Origin of the sequence: Nocardia sp. NPDC058058 (assembly GCF_042885355.1) — a bacterium.
Lineage (GTDB): Bacteria > Actinomycetota > Actinomycetes > Mycobacteriales > Mycobacteriaceae > Nocardia.
On the sequence record NZ_JBHVSA010000004.1, the window covers coordinates 199,164 to 214,667 of the forward strand.

Genomic DNA, 15,504 nt, shown 5'->3' on the forward strand with positions numbered 1-15,504 from the left:
GAAGGACTCCGCCGTGCGCGACCCAGTCACCGATCCGGCCACCGCGGCCTTCGTCGCGCACCGCAATCTGCTCTTCACCGTCGCCTACGAAATGCTCGGTTCGGCGGCCGACGCCGAGGACATCGTGCAGGAGACCTGGCTGCGCTGGGCCGAGGTGGATCTCGGGCAGGTGCTCGATCAACGCGCCTATCTGGTGCGCATCACCACCAGGCAGGCGCTCAACCGCTTGCGCACGCTGAGCCGCCGCCGGGAGTCCTATATCGGACCGTGGCTGCCGGAACCGCTGCTGACCACGCCGGATGTGGCACTGGATGTCGAACTCGCCGAGAGCGTTTCGACGGCGCTGCTGCTGGTGCTGGAAACCCTGTCGCCCACCGAACGCGTGGTCTTCGTCCTGCGCGAGGTCTTCGACGTCGGCCACGACGAGATCGCCGAGGCCGTCGGCAAGACCCCCGCGGCCGTGCGGCAGATCGCACATCGCGCCCGGGGGCATGTACAGGCCCGCCGCCCGCGCGCGGTGGCCTCGGCGGATCAGACGCGGGCGGCGCTGGAATCATTCCGGCAGGCGCTCGAAACCGGGAATCCGCAGGGGCTGCTGGATGTGCTCGCACCCGATGTGGTGCTGCTCAGCGATGGCGGCGGCCTCAAACAGGCCGCGCTGCGGCCGGTCATCGGCTACGAGAACGTGGCCCGGTTCATCGTCGGCGGCATCGGCAAATCCACCGCCGTGCTCACCGTCGAACCCATTGTGGCCAATGGCAATCCGGCGCTGGCCTTGCACCTGGACGGTGAGCTCGACGGTGTCATGTCCCTGCGCGTCGACGGTGACCGCGTCGTGGGCCTCTACTACATGCGCAATCCGGAGAAGCTCTCCGGCATGGAGCGCGCGAACACGCTGAGTCGCTGACCCCGCTAGACGACCTTGGCTTCGATCAGCAGGTTCCAGATCTCGCCCTGATCGACGACCTCGACGCCGAGCTTCTCGGCCTTGGCGAGCTTGCTGTCACCCACGCCCGCGCCGGTGATGAGCATGTCGGTGTTCGCCGAGACCGAGGAAGCCGCTGTGGCCCCGGCCTTTTCGCAGAGGCGCTGGAAGGTGGGCCGGGCGACCTTCTCGCCGGAGCGGGGGTCGGCGATCGCACCGGTGATGACCACGGTCTTGCCGGTCAGGGGTGCGCCCGCGGCGATGACCGGGGGCAGATCCTCTTCGCGCACATCGAGATTGACGCCGAGACCGCGCAGGCGATCCAGTTCGGGGCGCAGCCGGGTGAGGTGGGCGACCAGGGAGGCCGCGACCTTCGGGCCGATATCCTCGACGGCCACCAGGCGTTCCTCATCGGAGTCGGCGACCTCCTCCAGCGAGCCGAATCCGGACCGAGCCAGGCGGGCGGCGGTGCCGTCCGAGGCCATCGGAATGGCCAGGCCGATCAGGGCGCGGCGCAGGCCGACCTCGCGGCTGGCATCGATGGAATCGATCATGCGCTGCGCCGAAACCTCACCGACGCGGTCGAATTCGAGCAGGCGCTCCTTGGTGAGGGTGTAGAAGTCGGACGGGTTCTCCAGATCGCCCGCCTCCGCGAGGCGTTCGATCCACACCCCGCCGATGGCATCGATATCCGCAGCCGCGCGCGATGCCCAGTGAATGAGCCGCCGCACCGTCTGCGCCGGGCAGGAAACGTTGGTGCAGAACAGTTCTCGGCTATTGCCCTGTTCGGTCACCGGCTGCGCGCAGGACGGGCACACCGTCGGCGGGACGATCTCGATCTCCGCGCCCGTGCGCTTGGCGGCATCGAGCACACCGGCGACGAACGGGATCACATCGCCCGCGCGGCGCACCAGCACCGTGTCACCGACCTTGATATCGCGGGCGCGAATCACCTCCTGATTGGCGAGCGTCGCCTTGGTGACCGTGGTGCCGCCCACGAAGACCGGCTCCAGCCAGGCCACCGGGACGATCTTGCCGGTTTTGCCGACATCCCAGATGACCTCGCGCAACAGCGTGGTCTTCTCCTCGGCGGCGAACTTGAACGCCAGCGCGCCGCGCGGCGAATTCGAACGGGTTCCGGCCGCCGCGTACGCATCCCGATCGGCCAGCCGCAGCACCGCGCCGTCCAGGTCGTAATCCAGATCATTGCGACCCTGCTCGATCGCGGTGATCGCGGCCTGCGCCTGTTCGGCGTCATCGCAGTGCCGCATCCGCGCACCGGCGATACCGAGCGCGCGCAGGCCCTCCTCCAGATCGACCGCGGCGTCATCGGTCTCGGTATCGAGATCGAAGCCGAAGAACTGCAAACGCCGCTCGGCCACGGTCGCGGGATCCTTCGCGCGCAGCGTGCCCGCCGCCGCATTGCGCGGATTGATCAGCGGCTTGTCCGGATGCGCCACGTTGTAGGCGGTGAAGGTGGAGCGCAGCATGACCGCCTCACCGCGCACCTCCACCCGCCCCTCGGCATCGATCTTCTCCGGAACGCCGTCGACCAGCGCCCGCACCAGCGGGGTCACATCGTCACCGGTGGTGCCGTCACCGCGGGTCACCGCCCGCGCCAGCCGCCCGTCCTCGAAGACCAGTGACAGCGACAACCCGTCGAGCTTGGGCATCACCACCACCGACTGCCCCGGGAAGCGATCGAAGAACGCCGCCACCTGCTCGGGCGTGGTCGATTTCTCCAGCGAGAGCATCGGCCGCGCATGCCGCACGGGTGCGTGCAGCACCGACGGTGCGCCGACCTGATCCAGCGGATTCGGATCCGGCGTCAGCTCCGGATGCGCCGCGATCAGCCCCCGTAGCTCATCCTCGATCGCGTCGTATTCGGCGTCCGCGACCAGCGGCGAGCCCTGATAGTAGGAATCGCGCAGCGCCACAATCCGGCCCGCGAGCTCTTCGATACGTTCCCCAATTTCCACAGACCGGACGTTACCGATACCCACCGACGTTCCGCCGCCGCATCCCTGCGACGACGCGTGTGACCACTGCGGATGTCGGGGGTGGTCGGTAGGCTGCGGGTGTGCCGGAGCTACCAGAAATTGTGGCGCTCGAGCAGTTTTTGAGCGCGCATGCGGTGGGTGCGGTCGTGGGACGGGTCGATGTCGCGGCGCTCAGTGTGCTCAAGACCTTCGATCCACCGGCGACCGCGCTATCGGGGCGGGATGTCACCGGGGCGGGACATTGGGGCAAGCATCTCGGACTCGAGTGCGATGGGCTGTGGTTGATCACCCATCTATCGCGCGGGGGGTGGTTGCGGTGGATCGATGATCCGTCCGCGACACCGCCCAAACCGGGGAAGGGGCCGCTCGCGCTGCGGGTGCATTTCTTCACGCCCGAGGGGGATACGCCCGCGTTCGATCTCACCGAGGCGGGGACCAAGAAGCGGCTGGCGGTGTGGATCGTGCCGGATCCGCAGCTGGTGCCCAGTATCGCCCGGCTCGGACCCGACGCCATGGTGGTGGGGGAGCCGGAATTCGCGGAGATCCTGAAGGGCACGACGCAGCGGATCAAGAACGCGCTCACCGATCAGACGCTGATCGCCGGAATCGGGAACGCCTACTCGGACGAGATCCTGCACACCGCGAAGCTCTCACCGTTCGCCAATTCCTCGACGCTGGATCAGCAGCAGGTGGCGCGGTTGTACGCCACCACGCGCGAGATCCTGGCCGACGCCATCGCACGCTCGGTCGGCCAGGACGCCGCACGCCTCAAGGGCGAGAAGCGATCCGGAATGCAGGTGCACGGCCGCACCGGCCTACCCTGCCCCGTCTGCGGCGATACCGTGCGCGAAGTCGCCTACGCGGACAAGTCTTTTCAGTACTGCGCCACCTGTCAGACCGGCGGCAAGGTGCTCGCCGATCGTCGAATGTCGCGTCTGCTCAAGTAATTTCGCAGCCGCGGACAGGACTGATGTACCCGGCCTTCGCGCGCGGTGATCCGATCGCCGCGCGCAGCGCAGACCTGGCGACGCCGCCGCCCGAGCGGTGATCGTCCCGGGAATCCGTCAGACCAGTGCGGGTAGGTGGACCCCTTGCCAGGCAAGGCGTTTCGCGCGTTCGGGATCGTTCTCGACCCGGGACGGGTAGTCGATGATCATGGTGGCGCGGCGGTCCTCGGTGTAGGCGGGCCAGTTCGGCAGGGGAGCGCCGGTACGGGCGAAGGACAGCCAATTGTCTTGGAATTGGCGGGAAACCGCGCGGAAGCCGCGGCCGCCACCGGCGGCGGTGAGCGCCCGGCCGACCGGGGTGGTGGTCGCGCCGAAGACCGGGATCAGATCCAGCGCGTGCGTCGCGCCGAAACCCGCGAGTTGCATGGTGCGCGGGGCGAAATCGTAGCGGTACGCGTACGTCGGGGCGAAGCGGCTGTGGCCCGCCATGACCGTGAGCGACGGTCGCCAGAAGGTGTAATCGCCGCCCATGCGCACGGTCGTCTTGCGGTCCGGGAAGCCGGGATAGGCCGCGGTGACCCGGGATTCGGCATCGCCGCCCGCCTGCTTCAACACCTTGCGAATGCGTTCGGGGGTGGTGGGCAGGGTGTCGTCGAAGCGCACGAAGAGCGTGCCCTCATCCCGATTGGTGCCGATGATCAACGGCACCCGATGCGCGTTGCCGTCGGTGAAGGCATCCGGAATGGACTGCGGCAGAAAATCGCCGTCGACCTCGGGTGCGGCGGGGAAGATACCGGGCTGGGTGCGCATCACCTCGTTGACCGCGCGATCCACCGCCCGGCGAATGTCATTGGGGCGCGCGGTGAGCAGCGCGTCGGCGGCGTCCGCCGGGTCAACGCCGAGCTTGTCCAGACAGCGGCGCGCGAACAACCTGGCATCGGCCTGCGACGGCCCCCAATCGGCGGGCGGACTCTGTGAGATACCCCGGTGGAAGAGTCCGGCCGCGGCGGGCGCGGCCATCAGCGCGAGCACCGCGTGCGCTCCGGCGGATTCGCCGAAAATGGTGACATTGCCGGGATCGCCGCCGAAAGCGGCGATATTGCGCCGCACCCACTCCAGGGCCGCCACCTGATCGCGCAGACCCAGATTGGTATCGAATGTGGCTGTGGGCGTGGAGTATTCGCTGAAATCGACATATCCGAACGCGCCGAGGCGGTAGTTCATCGATACCACGATCACATCACCGCGCACGGCCAGTCGCGCGCCCGAATACAGGCCCAGCGCGGAGGTGCCGATGAAGTAACCGCCGCCGTGAATGAACACCAGCACCGGTCGCGGTGTGGATGACGGCGCGTTCGGCGCGGTGACATTGAGCGTCAGACAGTCCTCACCCGTGGGCTGCTGCTGCCGCGCCCCGATCTGCGCGCCGCGCCGGTGTTGCATTGCGGCGAAACCGAATTCGGTGGCGTCCCGCACCCCGCTCCACGGCGATACGGGCTGCGGCGCCCGGAAACGGAATTCGCCCACCGGGGGCGCCGCGAAAGGAATGGACCGCCAGCGTGATACGCGGCGGCCCTGGGAACCGCGCACGACGCCGTCCGCGGTCTTGATATCGACTGTTGCCACCATCAACCGATGGTAGCGGGGTCCCCGGGCGGGCCGACCGCGAAATTCGGCCAGCTCCACCCCGGGTGATGATGGGCGCCCTGGGGCCTGGGCTGCACGGTCATCCGGAGCCGGGGCGGCTACAGCCGCCCCCGGTCGGGGCGACCCGGGACACGGTCGGAGTTATTGCAAGTAGCCCTCTACCTGGCGGGCGGAATTGGACTGCGCCTCCTCCGGATTGCGGCCCTGGTCGATGCGGGCGCGGCGCTGGCGCAGCAGATCCCAGCACTGGTCGAGCGCGACCTCGAGCTCGGCGAGCTGACGGCGTTCGGTCTCCGGGTCGATCTCGCCCTGCGTGTTCTTGGTGCGGAGCTCGTGTTCCTGGTCGACCAGGGTTTTGATGCGCGCGAGGATGTCCTGTTCGCTCATGGGCTCCACTGTACGACGTGCGCCAGCGCATCCCCGGCCAACCGCACCGCGACCGGGAGTTCGGCCCGGGACAGCGCGGCATAACCGAGCGCGATGCCGAAGTTCTGGCGCGGGCCGCGGGTATAGCGGCCCAGACCGTCGAGATAGACCCCGGCCCGCGCCGCCGCCGCGACGACAGCCTCCTCCTGGGCGGCGGTGGCCAGCGGCACCAGCAGATGCGAGCCCGCGTCATCGCCGCGCACCTCGAGACCGCGGCGGCGCAGTTCGTCGGCGACCAGTGCGCGGCGCGGCGGCATCTCGCGGCGCAGCCGGCGCAGGTGCCGGGCCAGATCGCCGGTGCGGGCGAACTCCGCCACGACCTGCTGCCCCGCGGGAGAGGGGCCGGTGCCGGTGAGTTCGCGATGCGCGCGGACCGCGTCGGTGACCGCCGGGGCCGCCACCAGCCAGCCAACGCCGAGGGTGGGGGTGAGGATCTTGCTGGTGGTGCCCAGGTGCACGACCAGTTCCGGAGCCAGCGCCGCCAGCAGCGGCAAAGGTGAGGTGTCGTAGCGCAATTCGCCGTCGTAATCGTCCTCGATGATGAGAGCGCCGGTGCGCCGGGCGAATTCGACGAGTTCGATGCGGCGGGCGGCGGGCATGCGCGCGCCCAGCGGAAACTGGTGTGCGGGAGTGCAATACACCATCTTGGCATCCAGGGGCAGCTGATCGACGCGCAAGCCGTCGGCATCCACCGGTACCGGGACCAGGCGGATGCCCGCCGCCTGGAATGCCCCGGCCGCCCGCGAATAGCCGGGATCCTCGATGGCCGCCACGTCACCGGGTCGCAGTAGCGCGGCCGCGAGTTCGCCGACCGCCGTACTGGTTCCGGCCGTGGCCAGCACCACGCTGCCGCTTCCGGCCACCAGTCCGCGATGACGGAGCAGATGTTCGGCGACCGCCGCGCGATAGTCGGGTTCGCCCGCACGGTCCCTGCGCACCAGGGGATTTCGATCCGCGACCGCGCGCCAGGCGCGTCGCCAGGCCGCCTGATCGATCACCTCCACGCACGGTGCGCCCGCACCCAGATCGAGCAGTCCGACGGTCGGATCGGCCTGCCGGGATGTGATCTCCGGTGCCGCCACCGGTTCCGGCGCTGCGGTCAGATACGTCCCGGACCCGTGCCGTCCACTGAGCCAGCCCTCGGCGTGCAACTGGTCATAGGCGGCGGTGACCACGGTTCGGCTCACCCCGAGTCGCACCGCCAGCTCCCGTGAGGACGGCAGCCGATCCCCGCCGCGCAGCGCACCGGTGGTCGCCGCTCCGCGCAGACCGTCCGCGACCTGCATCGCGAGCGGCACGCTCGAGTCGCGGTCGACAACCAGCGGTAGGTCGTCGACCACCACCGCACGGTTTTTGCCCGCCTCCGTCATGAAAGTGGTCTCCCCGTAGTCCGGAATCCAGTCGGGTTCAGCTTGCCACTGCCGAGTGCGGTCAGCGGTGAGTGCGGGGTGGTGTTTCGCGGTGGCCGAGCGGGTGGCGTGGGTCATGCCCAATCAGGGTAGGACCCCGAAATCTGTTGCGGTGCTTTGCAAATACTGTGGATAACTGTGGAATAATTTGATGTACAACAGTTTATGAACCGGAACGGTTCATTCGATCGAGTTGATCTTGTCTCGGCTGCGCTGTGCTTCGAAACGTCCGATACGCCAGTCCCTTACGGTAACCAGCGCTACCCAGAGCGCGAAAGACGCTGCCGCACCGCGCATTGCGCCGACAAGCAATTGCCGGACGTGGTCATACAGGCTGACGTTCACCACCGGGTCGGTGGCGGCGACGGCCGCGCCGAGTATCGCGGCGGCCGCGATCCCCGTGACCACCCATTTCCTTTGCGCGGCTATCGGTCCGGGCGCGGCGCGGCGGAACCGGCGCACGGCGAACCAGGCCAGGACGAGCAATCCGCCCGCGGAGGAGAGATAGCCGATCACGTTGTACACGCGATGCGGGCCGACCACCGATTCGCGCATCGGCTCCCAGTTCCGGACGGCAACACCGTCCGTATGGGTGAACGCGTCCCAGGCGAGATGCGTCAGCGCTCCGACCACGACGGCGGCCATGGCGCGCCACCAGCTGGTTCGGCTCGGCGTGGCCGACTTGCCGAGCAGTGCCAGTACCGGGCGGTGCAGAATCCGGCCCAGCGCGAGCAGGGCCACTCCGAGCAATAGATCGACCGGCAGTCCGGACAGCTCATGGGTCAGCTCGCCATCCACGCCGATCGGGAGGTAGTACGGCATATCCGGGGCGATACTGCCCGCCACCAGGCCGGGGAGCCAGAGCCTGCGGGCCAGCGGCAGCACCGCGGCCGGATGCGCGAGTGTGAACGGCACGATTGCTCCCCCGGAAAGTGGTCCTCGATTATCGCCTCGAATTGGCTATTCAGTAATGCCAATGCGCGCGCGATGCTGGTCATATGACCGAGCCAGCGACCCGGACGCCATTGTCACCCACCCCGCGCAGTGCGCTCAACCGCTCCAAGGAGCGCGGAGCCACCGATCGCGCCGAACTCGACGCGGTGCTCGACGCCGGGCTGCTCTGCCACCTCGGTGTGCTGCTCGGCGGCAGCCCCGTCGTGATCCCCACGACCTATGGGCGCGAGGGCGATACGTTGTATCTGCACGGCTCCACGGGTGCGGGCAACCTGCGCGCCGCCATGACCGGCGATGTGTCCATCGCTGTCACACACCTGGACGGTGTGGTCTACGCGCGCTCGGCCATGCACTTCTCCATGAACTACCGCTCGGCCGTAATCCACGCCCGCCCGGTGGAACTCACCGATCCGGAGGAGCGCATGCACGGCCTGCGCGTGATCGTGGAGCACGTGGCCCCCGGTGCGTGGGATGCGGTGCGCTCACCGAACAAGAAGGAAATGGCCGCCACCATGGTGCTCGCCCTCGACCTCACCGAGGCATCGGTGAAAATGCGCACCGGCGGACCGCGTGATGAGGAATCCGATATCGCGGCTGGTGTGGCCTGGGCGGGCGTACTGCCGCTGCGGCAGGTCTGGGACGCCCCGATCGATTCGGCCGATCTCGCGGCGGGAATCGAAGTGCCGGAATATGTTCGGGCACGCGGTGCGGAGAGTGTCAGCGCGGGATTCTGACGCGGGCGGGCGTCAATCGCGGGTGTGGATCCCGGCCAAAAGCATGCCGGGATGACGGGGTGGAGTAAGCCCGGCATGCCGACTCTGCCCGGCCCGGACGGCCTGACCCGGCGGGCCATCCGACTGGCCACCGGATCGGGTCCGCGTGGTACAGCCTGCATTCCAATGGATTCGGTGGTCTACCAGCGAGTTCCGGTGAGGCCGAGGTCTGCCAGGGCCTTGTCTGCCAGGGCGGCGGGGGATTGGGCGGCGTCGGGGTCGAGGCTTACGACCGAGAGGGTGTAGGCGTCGGCTATGCGGGTGAGGTAGCCGGAGATGCGGGTGCGGGGGAGACGGTCGGGGCGCAGGCCGGGGTGGATGGCGCGGGCGGCGACGCCGGTGCAGGGGTGCGGGCCCAGGGACAGCAGGGAGTCCGGGAGGGTTCCGATATTGGAGCACAGGATGTCTCGTTCGCCCGCGCCCTTGGCCAGGGCGTAGGCCCAGCGATCGGGGATGACCTGGAGGAGTTCCTCCGGGATGCCGCCGGGACTGGTCATGCGGTGTTCGTAGGCGGCGCGGGCCTTGCGGCGCAGGGTGGCGGGGGTGTCATCGCGGGTGATGGCGATTTCGGTCATGGCCATGTCATTGTCCACGCGCGGTTCGTCCCGGGTGTCGACGGGCAGGCTGGCGGTGATGGTGGAATCCCCGAATCCGCTGTCCCACAGCATATTCGCGATGATGTGCACGAAGAGGCTGTTCGCGGTGCCGTCGTGGGCGACCGCTACCCGATTCCACTCCCGCGCCGAGATCTGCACGATCGCGCTGCGGGTGATCGGCTCGGAACGACCACCGGTCGGCAGTGCCGTCCTGTCGAGCGATGCCGTCCCGTCGATCGATGACAGTGCTATCCGATCGCGCGGCGGCTCCGGGCGTTTCGGCAAGCCGTGGCGCAGCGCGCGGGCGGTGCCGCCCAGGACGGTGGCCCACTGTCGGCGGGCGTCCGCCCAATCCGTATGTCCCGCAATGGGTGCGGCCAGCGGGGTGCCCGTCAGTGCGTGATCGATGGCGAGGGTGAGCGCGCGGCCGTCCGCGAGTGCGTGCGAACAGGTCAGCGACATGGCGCAGCCGCCCTCGAGCAGTTCGGTCGCGGATACCCGCCAGCCCGGGCCGCTCTCGGGATCGAGGTCATCGCCCTGGGTGTCGGCCCAATCCAGCAGTGCCGCAGCGGGAATCGCGGTCTCGGTGAGTGCGGGCGGATGCGCCCACGCCGTGGTCTGCCAGCGCGGCCGTGCCCCGGGCACCCGGGAGCGGATCACCCGCCGACCCAGCGGGCCCGTTCGCAGGGCCGCGTGAATCCGTTCCAGTAGTTCCCGGTCGACCGGATCGGCGGTACGCCAAATCCCCTGCAACGCGATCGGGGTACCCATGCCCCGATGCGCGCGCAGGAACATCTCGTCCACCACACTCAGCCGATCCATCGCAGCGCAGCGTACCGGTCCCGGCCGGGTATCCGCCCGCCGCGAGGTGCGGCGGCCGGTCAGCTGGGCTGACCGTGCCGTCCGGCGCCGGAGGCGAAGCGCTGCGCGCCGTCCAAAGCGCCGTCGGCCAGGGCTTTCAGGCCGTGGCGGAGTTCGTTGGAGATGGCGGCGGGCTCGTCCAAGCCGTCCTGTTCCAGCGCGGACATACGGTCCGAGCGCAGGCAGGTTTGCGGCAGGGCGGCCAGTTGCAGGGCGAGTTCCTCTGCGGCGCGGCGGGATTCGCCGTTCGGCACCACCCGGGTGGCCAGGCCGATCTGGAGCGCCTCGGTGGCGGAGACGGCGCGGCCGGTGAGGATCAGGTCCATGGCGCGGCCGTGGCCGATGATGCGCGGCAGCCGGACGGTGCCGCCGTCGATGAGCGGGACGCCCCAGCGGCGGCAGAAGACGCCGAAGGTGCTGTCCTGCTCCGCAATTCGCAGATCGCACCAGAGCGCGAGTTCCAGTCCGCCCGCGACCGCGTAGCCGGAGACGGCGGCGATGACGGGTTTGGACAGCACCATGCGGGTGGGGCCCATGGGGCCGTCGCCGTCCTCGGTGACGACATTGGAGCGTTCGGTGCCGAGCCCCTTCAGGTCGGCTCCGGCGCAGAAGGTGCCGCCGTCGCCCCAGAGCACCGCGACCGCCGCGTCCGGATCGGCGTCGAACTCGCGGAAGGCGTCGGCCAGGGCTCGGGCGGTGGGTCCGTCGACGGCATTGCGGGCCTCGGGGCGGTGCAGGATCACGGTGGTCACGGGGCCATTGCGTTCGACTCGTACGCTCACGGGCTCGACCATACGCCGTACATCCGAGCGGCGAACAGGTCTTGCGCAAAGAAATGAATCAGTGGTTCACTTCTTGCGTGGCCTACCGCAGAACCCCCGCCGTGCAGGCCCGCCTCGATGCCCAGGCCGGATCGATCGTGCGGGCCGCCATGACGGTGCTCTCCCGCGACGGCTTCGCCGGGCTCTCCATGGCCGCGGTCGCCGCCGAAGCGGGCGTCGCCACCGGCACCGTCTACAAAACCTTCAGCGGCAAGGCCGAATTGGTCACCGCCGTCTTCCGCGAAGTGGTCACCCGCGAGGTCGCCGAAGTGGCGGTGGCGGGCGGTGCGAACACCGCGCGAGCGGACGCGGACACCGGAGACAGCGGGTCAACCGGCACCGAACCGGACCTCAGATCGGCTCGGCAGCGGGTCACCGCCGCCGTCGAAACCTTCGCCGGTCGCGCCTTGAAGAACCCCAAGCTGGCCTACGTCCTGCTCGCGGAGCCGGTGGACGCGGCGGTCGACGCGGAACGGTTGCGGTTTCGCCGTGCCTTCGCGGAGACCTTCGAAACCGCCGTGGCCGATGGCGTGGCCAGTGGTCAACTGCCGCCGCAGGATCCGCGCACCAGTGCCACCGCGCTGGTCGGCGCGATCGGTGAGGTGCTGGTCGGACCGCTCGCCGAACAGCTGGAGAGTGAATCGGTGGTGCCCGAACTCGTCGCCTTCGCGCTGCGCGCGCTCGGCGTGCCCCAGGAATAAGGAGTCCTCGCATGCATACGCATGATGTGTTCAACCAGGCCCCGGACATCGTGCCGTTCGACAATTCGCGCAACCCCGCGCTCATCGAGGGATTGCATCGCGAGGGCGCGGGCTGGGCCGAGGTCGAAGTGCGCGAATTGGGCGCGCTCGCAGGCGGTTCCGAGGCGCAGGAGTGGGGACGGCTCGCCAACGCGTACCCGCCGGTGCTGCATACCCACGACCGGTTCGGCAATCGCGTGGACGAGGTGGAGTTCCACCCGCACTGGCACGATCTGATGAAAGTCGCTGTGGCGCATGGCCTGCACGGTTCACCGTGGCAGGACGAGCGCTCCGGTGCGCATGTGGCGCGTGCCGCGAAGTTCTATACCTGGGGTGTGGCCGACGCGGGGCACATGTGCCCGATCTCCATGACCTACGCGGTGGTGCCCGCGCTGCGGCACAACCCGGAGCTGTCGGCTCGATTCGAACCGCTGCTGGCCTCGCGCGTCTACGACTACGGGCTGCGCGAGCCGTCGTCCAAGGCCGGTCTGATCGCCGGAATGTCGATGACCGAGAAGCAGGGCGGCTCCGACGTCCGCGCCAATACCACCACCGCCACACCGCTTTCCGATGGCACGTACCGGATCGTCGGCCACAAGTGGTTCACCTCCGCCCCCATGTCGGATATGTTCCTGACCCTCGCGCAGGCGCCGGGCGGGCTGTCCTGCTTCCTGCTGCCGCGCGTACTGCCGGACGGTTCGCGCAATACCCTTCGGCTGCAACGCCTCAAGGACAAGCTGGGCAATAAGTCCAACGCGTCCTCGGAGATCGAATACGAGAACGCCATCGGCTGGCTGGTCGGCGCGGAGGGCGCGGGCGTGAAGACCATTATCGAAATGGTCAATATGACCCGCCTGGACTGCGTGATCGGCTCGGCCACCGGTATGCGCGCGGGCGTCGCCTTCGCCGTGCACCATGCCCGGCATCGAAAAGCGTTCGGGGCCAACCTGATCGATCAGCCCGCCATGCGCAATGTGCTGTCCGATCTGGTGATCGAATCCGATGCCGCCACCACCGTCATGATGCGACTGGCCGGGGCCACCGATCGCGCCGCCGCCGGTGACGAATCCGAGGCCGCGTTCCGCCGCATCGCCCTGGCCATCACCAAGTACTGGGTTTGCAAGCGTGCTCCCGCGCACGCCGCCGAAGCCCTGGAATGCCTGGGCGGCAACGGCTATGTGGAGGAGTCGGGCCTGCCCCGCCTGTATCGCGAGGCTCCGCTCATGTCCATCTGGGAAGGCTCGGGCAATGTCGCGGCCCTGGACGCGCTGCGCGCCATGGCCCGCCAGCCCGAAAGCGTGCAGGCCTATTTCGACGAGGTGTCCCTGGCGCGCGGCGCGAACGCCGCGTTGGACACCGCCATCGACCGGATCGGCAAGGAACTCACCGATCTCAGCGATATCGAATACCGCGCCCGCCGCGTGGTCGAGCTGATGGCGCTGGTGCTCCAGGGCTCGCAGCTGGTACGCCACGGCCACCCCGCCGTCGCGGACGCCTTCTGCGCCACCCGCTTCGGCGGCGACTGGGGCATCGCCTTCGGCACCCTGCCCACCGGCGTCGACACCGCGGCCATCATCGAACGCGGCTTCGTCGCCTGATTCGCGGGCAGTCCGGGCTCGAACATCCCGCGAGTTGTTCGAGCCGCGGGCCCGGGACCCGATACGCGACCGGTGCCCAGTGCGACCAAGCCCACGCTTCCGGCCCGGCCCCAGCGGTTATAGCGTCGGTGTATGCCTCGTACAACGATGTACAGCCAGTGGATTGCCCTGCCGCCCGAGCGGATCTGGGCCGTACTGGGTGATCCGGCTCGCTGGCCCGAATGGAATCCGGCCGTCACCTCGGTGACCCTGCACGCCGCGCCGGGTGTCGGGAGTACGGGTGACTATCTGCCGCGTGGGCGGGCGAACGAGGCGGTGCACGGCCGATTCGCCAAACCGTTCACCATCGCGACCTTCGTGCCCGAGCGTGAGATCAGCTTGGAACAGCCCGAACCCGCGGGCACCATGCGGGTGCGCTGGACGCTGACCCCGCGCGACGGCGGCACCGAGGTCGCGCAGCAGCTCACCTTCAGCGGTGCGTCCGCGGCGGTCGCCCGCAAAGTGGTCGGCACGCTGTTGCAGACCGACGCGCACACCGGTTTCGCGCGGCTGGCCCGGCTGGCTGGACTGCGGCCCGCCGCCGACGCGCTCACCGTGGTGATCGCGGGCGGCACCGGCGCGCTGGGTCGCACCCTGGCCGCCGATCTCACCTGCCGCGGGCAGCGCGTGCGCATCCTGACCCGGCGCGCGGTCGCCGAACTGCCGTACGCGCAATTCGAATGGGACGGCCGCTCGATCGGGGAATGGGCTGCGGCACTGCGCAATCCGGGTCCGACCGCGATCATCAACCTGGCGGGCAAACTGGTGGACTGCCGTCCCACCGAACGCAATGTCGCCGAATTGCGGCGCAGCCGAGTCGATTCCACCGCGGTACTGGTGGAGGCGTCGAAAACCCTGGAACGGCCGATCGCCTACTGGGTGCAGGCGAGCACCACCGCCGTCTGGTCCGATGCCGGTGAAATCCGCTGTACCGAAACCACTCCGCTGCCGGACCCGGGACTGCCGCAGATGACCGGCGTCGCACAGCCGTGGGAGGAAGCCTTCGCAGGCGCGAACGCCGAGCATCGCACCATCCTGCGCACCTCCATCGTGCTCGATCCCGACGCACCCGCCATGAAGCGACTGGTGGCCCTCACCAAGGCCGGACTCGGCGGCAGCGTCGGCCCGGGCACCCAGTGGTTCAGCTGGATCCACCTCGACGATTGGCTGGGCATCGTGCGCGCCGCCCTGGGCCTGGATCCGACCGTGACCCTGCCCGATGGAATCGTGGTGGCCGCCACCGACTTCCCGGTGCGCAATAGGGAGCTGATGACGGCCCTGCGCCGTCAGCTGCGCCGGCCCTGGTCACCGCCCACCCCGGCGGCGGCGCTGACCATCGGCGCGGTGCTGCTGCGCACCGATCCGGCACTGGGGCTGACCGGGCGGCATGCCACCTCGGAGGTGCTGCGGCACAGCGGATTCCGCTTCCGCTATCCGACCCTGGACGAAGCGCTGAGCGATCTGCTGCCCGCACGCACGAAATAGCGATGGACCAGTACGCCCCCGGACATCGAGATGTCCGGGGGCGTTCCGGTTTCGGGGAAGGCGGCCGGAATCCCAGGCACCCGAGCGGGATTCGACCGCTGCCGCCTCCATAACTATCGGCTATGGCGCACCGGATCGGAGGGTTTCGCCGGGATTGACACCCGATCGGACTGCTTCCGAGGGCAGTGACCTGCCAGATTAAGGCATTCGTCCGATACCGCCCCGGCCCGCGCACCCCTAGCGTTCAAGCTGCGGTACACCGCCCCGATCGGGCCCATCGTGC

The 15,504-nt window shown here is 69.0% G+C and carries 13 protein-coding genes; 6 read left to right on the top strand and 7 right to left on the bottom strand.

Going from position 1 to position 15,504, the window contains the following annotated elements; genetic code table 11:
• The first annotated feature begins 13 nt into the window (after positions 1–13).
• A complete protein-coding gene (locus ACFVUS_RS31950; protein WP_387775063.1) occupies positions 14–907 on the top strand; it encodes an RNA polymerase sigma-70 factor in 894 nt (297 codons plus the stop codon).
• 5 nt (positions 908–912) lie between these two features.
• Here ACFVUS_RS31950 and ligA read toward each other — a convergent pair whose 3' ends face one another.
• A complete protein-coding gene (ligA, locus tag ACFVUS_RS31955; protein WP_387775066.1) occupies positions 913–2,904 on the bottom strand; it encodes an NAD-dependent DNA ligase LigA in 1,992 nt (663 codons plus the stop codon).
• Positions 2,905–3,005: 101 nt separating this feature from the next.
• Between ligA and ACFVUS_RS31960 the strand changes: the two genes are divergently transcribed.
• On the top strand, positions 3,006–3,872 hold the full coding sequence (locus ACFVUS_RS31960; protein ID WP_387775069.1) for an Fpg/Nei family DNA glycosylase: 867 nt from the start codon (positions 3,006–3,008) through the stop codon (positions 3,870–3,872).
• 117 nt (positions 3,873–3,989) lie between these two features.
• On the opposite strand, the gene ACFVUS_RS31965 is transcribed toward ACFVUS_RS31960, so the two are convergent.
• The 4 genes from ACFVUS_RS31965 to ACFVUS_RS31980 form a co-directional block, all read right to left on the bottom strand.
• Positions 3,990–5,501, bottom strand: a complete 1,512-nt coding sequence (locus tag ACFVUS_RS31965; protein WP_387775072.1) for a carboxylesterase/lipase family protein — start codon at positions 5,499–5,501, stop codon at positions 3,990–3,992.
• 159 nt (positions 5,502–5,660) lie between these two features.
• Positions 5,661–5,906: a DUF2630 family protein gene (locus ACFVUS_RS31970; protein ID WP_387775075.1), complete on the bottom strand. Its 246-nt coding sequence runs from the start codon at positions 5,904–5,906 to the stop codon at positions 5,661–5,663.
• Complete coding sequence (locus tag ACFVUS_RS31975) at positions 5,903–7,432, bottom strand: PLP-dependent aminotransferase family protein (protein WP_387775078.1); 1,530 nt, start codon at positions 7,430–7,432, stop codon at positions 5,903–5,905. Before ACFVUS_RS31975 ends, ACFVUS_RS31970 begins: the two co-directional genes overlap by 4 nt.
• A gap of 102 nt (positions 7,433–7,534) precedes the next feature.
• Positions 7,535–8,269: a DUF4184 family protein gene (locus tag ACFVUS_RS31980; protein ID WP_387775081.1), complete on the bottom strand. Its 735-nt coding sequence runs from the start codon at positions 8,267–8,269 to the stop codon at positions 7,535–7,537.
• Between the two features lie 83 nt (positions 8,270–8,352).
• On the opposite strand from ACFVUS_RS31980, the gene ACFVUS_RS31985 reads away from it, so the two are divergent.
• Positions 8,353–9,042 carry a pyridoxamine 5'-phosphate oxidase family protein gene (locus tag ACFVUS_RS31985; protein WP_387775084.1) on the top strand — a complete coding sequence of 230 codons (690 nt, stop codon included), beginning with the start codon at positions 8,353–8,355 and terminating at the stop codon, positions 9,040–9,042.
• A gap of 179 nt (positions 9,043–9,221) precedes the next feature.
• Here the strand turns inward: ACFVUS_RS31985 and ACFVUS_RS31990 are convergent, their stop codons facing one another.
• Together ACFVUS_RS31990 and ACFVUS_RS31995 are read right to left on the bottom strand one after the other, a co-directional pair.
• Positions 9,222–10,499, bottom strand: a complete 1,278-nt coding sequence (locus ACFVUS_RS31990; RefSeq protein ID WP_387775087.1) for a hypothetical protein — start codon at positions 10,497–10,499, stop codon at positions 9,222–9,224.
• Between the two features lie 59 nt (positions 10,500–10,558).
• The gene (locus ACFVUS_RS31995) at positions 10,559–11,332 is read right to left on the bottom strand and encodes a crotonase/enoyl-CoA hydratase family protein (RefSeq protein ID WP_387775090.1); all 774 of its coding nucleotides are present in this window, start codon (positions 11,330–11,332) and stop codon (positions 10,559–10,561) included.
• A gap of 65 nt (positions 11,333–11,397) precedes the next feature.
• Here ACFVUS_RS31995 and ACFVUS_RS32000 point away from each other — a divergent pair, with 65 nt between their 5' ends.
• The 3 genes from ACFVUS_RS32000 to ACFVUS_RS32010 all read left to right on the top strand — a co-directional run bounded on the left by ACFVUS_RS32000 (position 11,398) and on the right by ACFVUS_RS32010 (position 15,221).
• The gene (locus ACFVUS_RS32000; protein WP_387775093.1) at positions 11,398–12,060 is read left to right on the top strand and encodes a TetR/AcrR family transcriptional regulator; all 663 of its coding nucleotides are present in this window, start codon (positions 11,398–11,400) and stop codon (positions 12,058–12,060) included.
• A gap of 11 nt (positions 12,061–12,071) precedes the next feature.
• Positions 12,072–13,697: an acyl-CoA dehydrogenase family protein gene (locus tag ACFVUS_RS32005; protein WP_387775096.1), complete on the top strand. Its 1,626-nt coding sequence runs from the start codon at positions 12,072–12,074 to the stop codon at positions 13,695–13,697.
• A 132-nt stretch (positions 13,698–13,829) separates the two neighbouring features.
• The gene (locus ACFVUS_RS32010) at positions 13,830–15,221 is read left to right on the top strand and encodes a DUF1731 domain-containing protein (protein ID WP_387775099.1); all 1,392 of its coding nucleotides are present in this window, start codon (positions 13,830–13,832) and stop codon (positions 15,219–15,221) included.
• Positions 15,222–15,504 lie beyond the last annotated feature (283 nt).

Excerpts from the sequence above, each read along its gene's own strand:
- ACFVUS_RS31965 (WP_387775072.1), bottom strand. The coding sequence starts at position 5,501 with ATGGTGGCAACAGTCGATATCAAGACCGCGGACGGCGTCGTGCGCGGT.
- ACFVUS_RS31970 (WP_387775075.1), bottom strand. The coding sequence starts at position 5,906 with ATGAGCGAACAGGACATCCTCGCGCGCATCAAAACCCTGGTCGACCAG.
- ACFVUS_RS31975 (WP_387775078.1), bottom strand. The coding sequence starts at position 7,432 with ATGACCCACGCCACCCGCTCGGCCACCGCGAAACACCACCCCGCACTC.
- ACFVUS_RS31985 (WP_387775084.1), top strand. The coding sequence starts at position 8,353 with ATGACCGAGCCAGCGACCCGGACGCCATTGTCACCCACCCCGCGCAGT.
- ACFVUS_RS31990 (WP_387775087.1), bottom strand. The coding sequence starts at position 10,499 with ATGGATCGGCTGAGTGTGGTGGACGAGATGTTCCTGCGCGCGCATCGG.
- ACFVUS_RS31995 (WP_387775090.1), bottom strand. The coding sequence starts at position 11,332 with ATGGTCGAGCCCGTGAGCGTACGAGTCGAACGCAATGGCCCCGTGACC.
- ACFVUS_RS32005 (WP_387775096.1), top strand. The coding sequence starts at position 12,072 with ATGCATACGCATGATGTGTTCAACCAGGCCCCGGACATCGTGCCGTTC.
- ACFVUS_RS32010 (WP_387775099.1), top strand. The coding sequence starts at position 13,830 with ATGCCTCGTACAACGATGTACAGCCAGTGGATTGCCCTGCCGCCCGAG.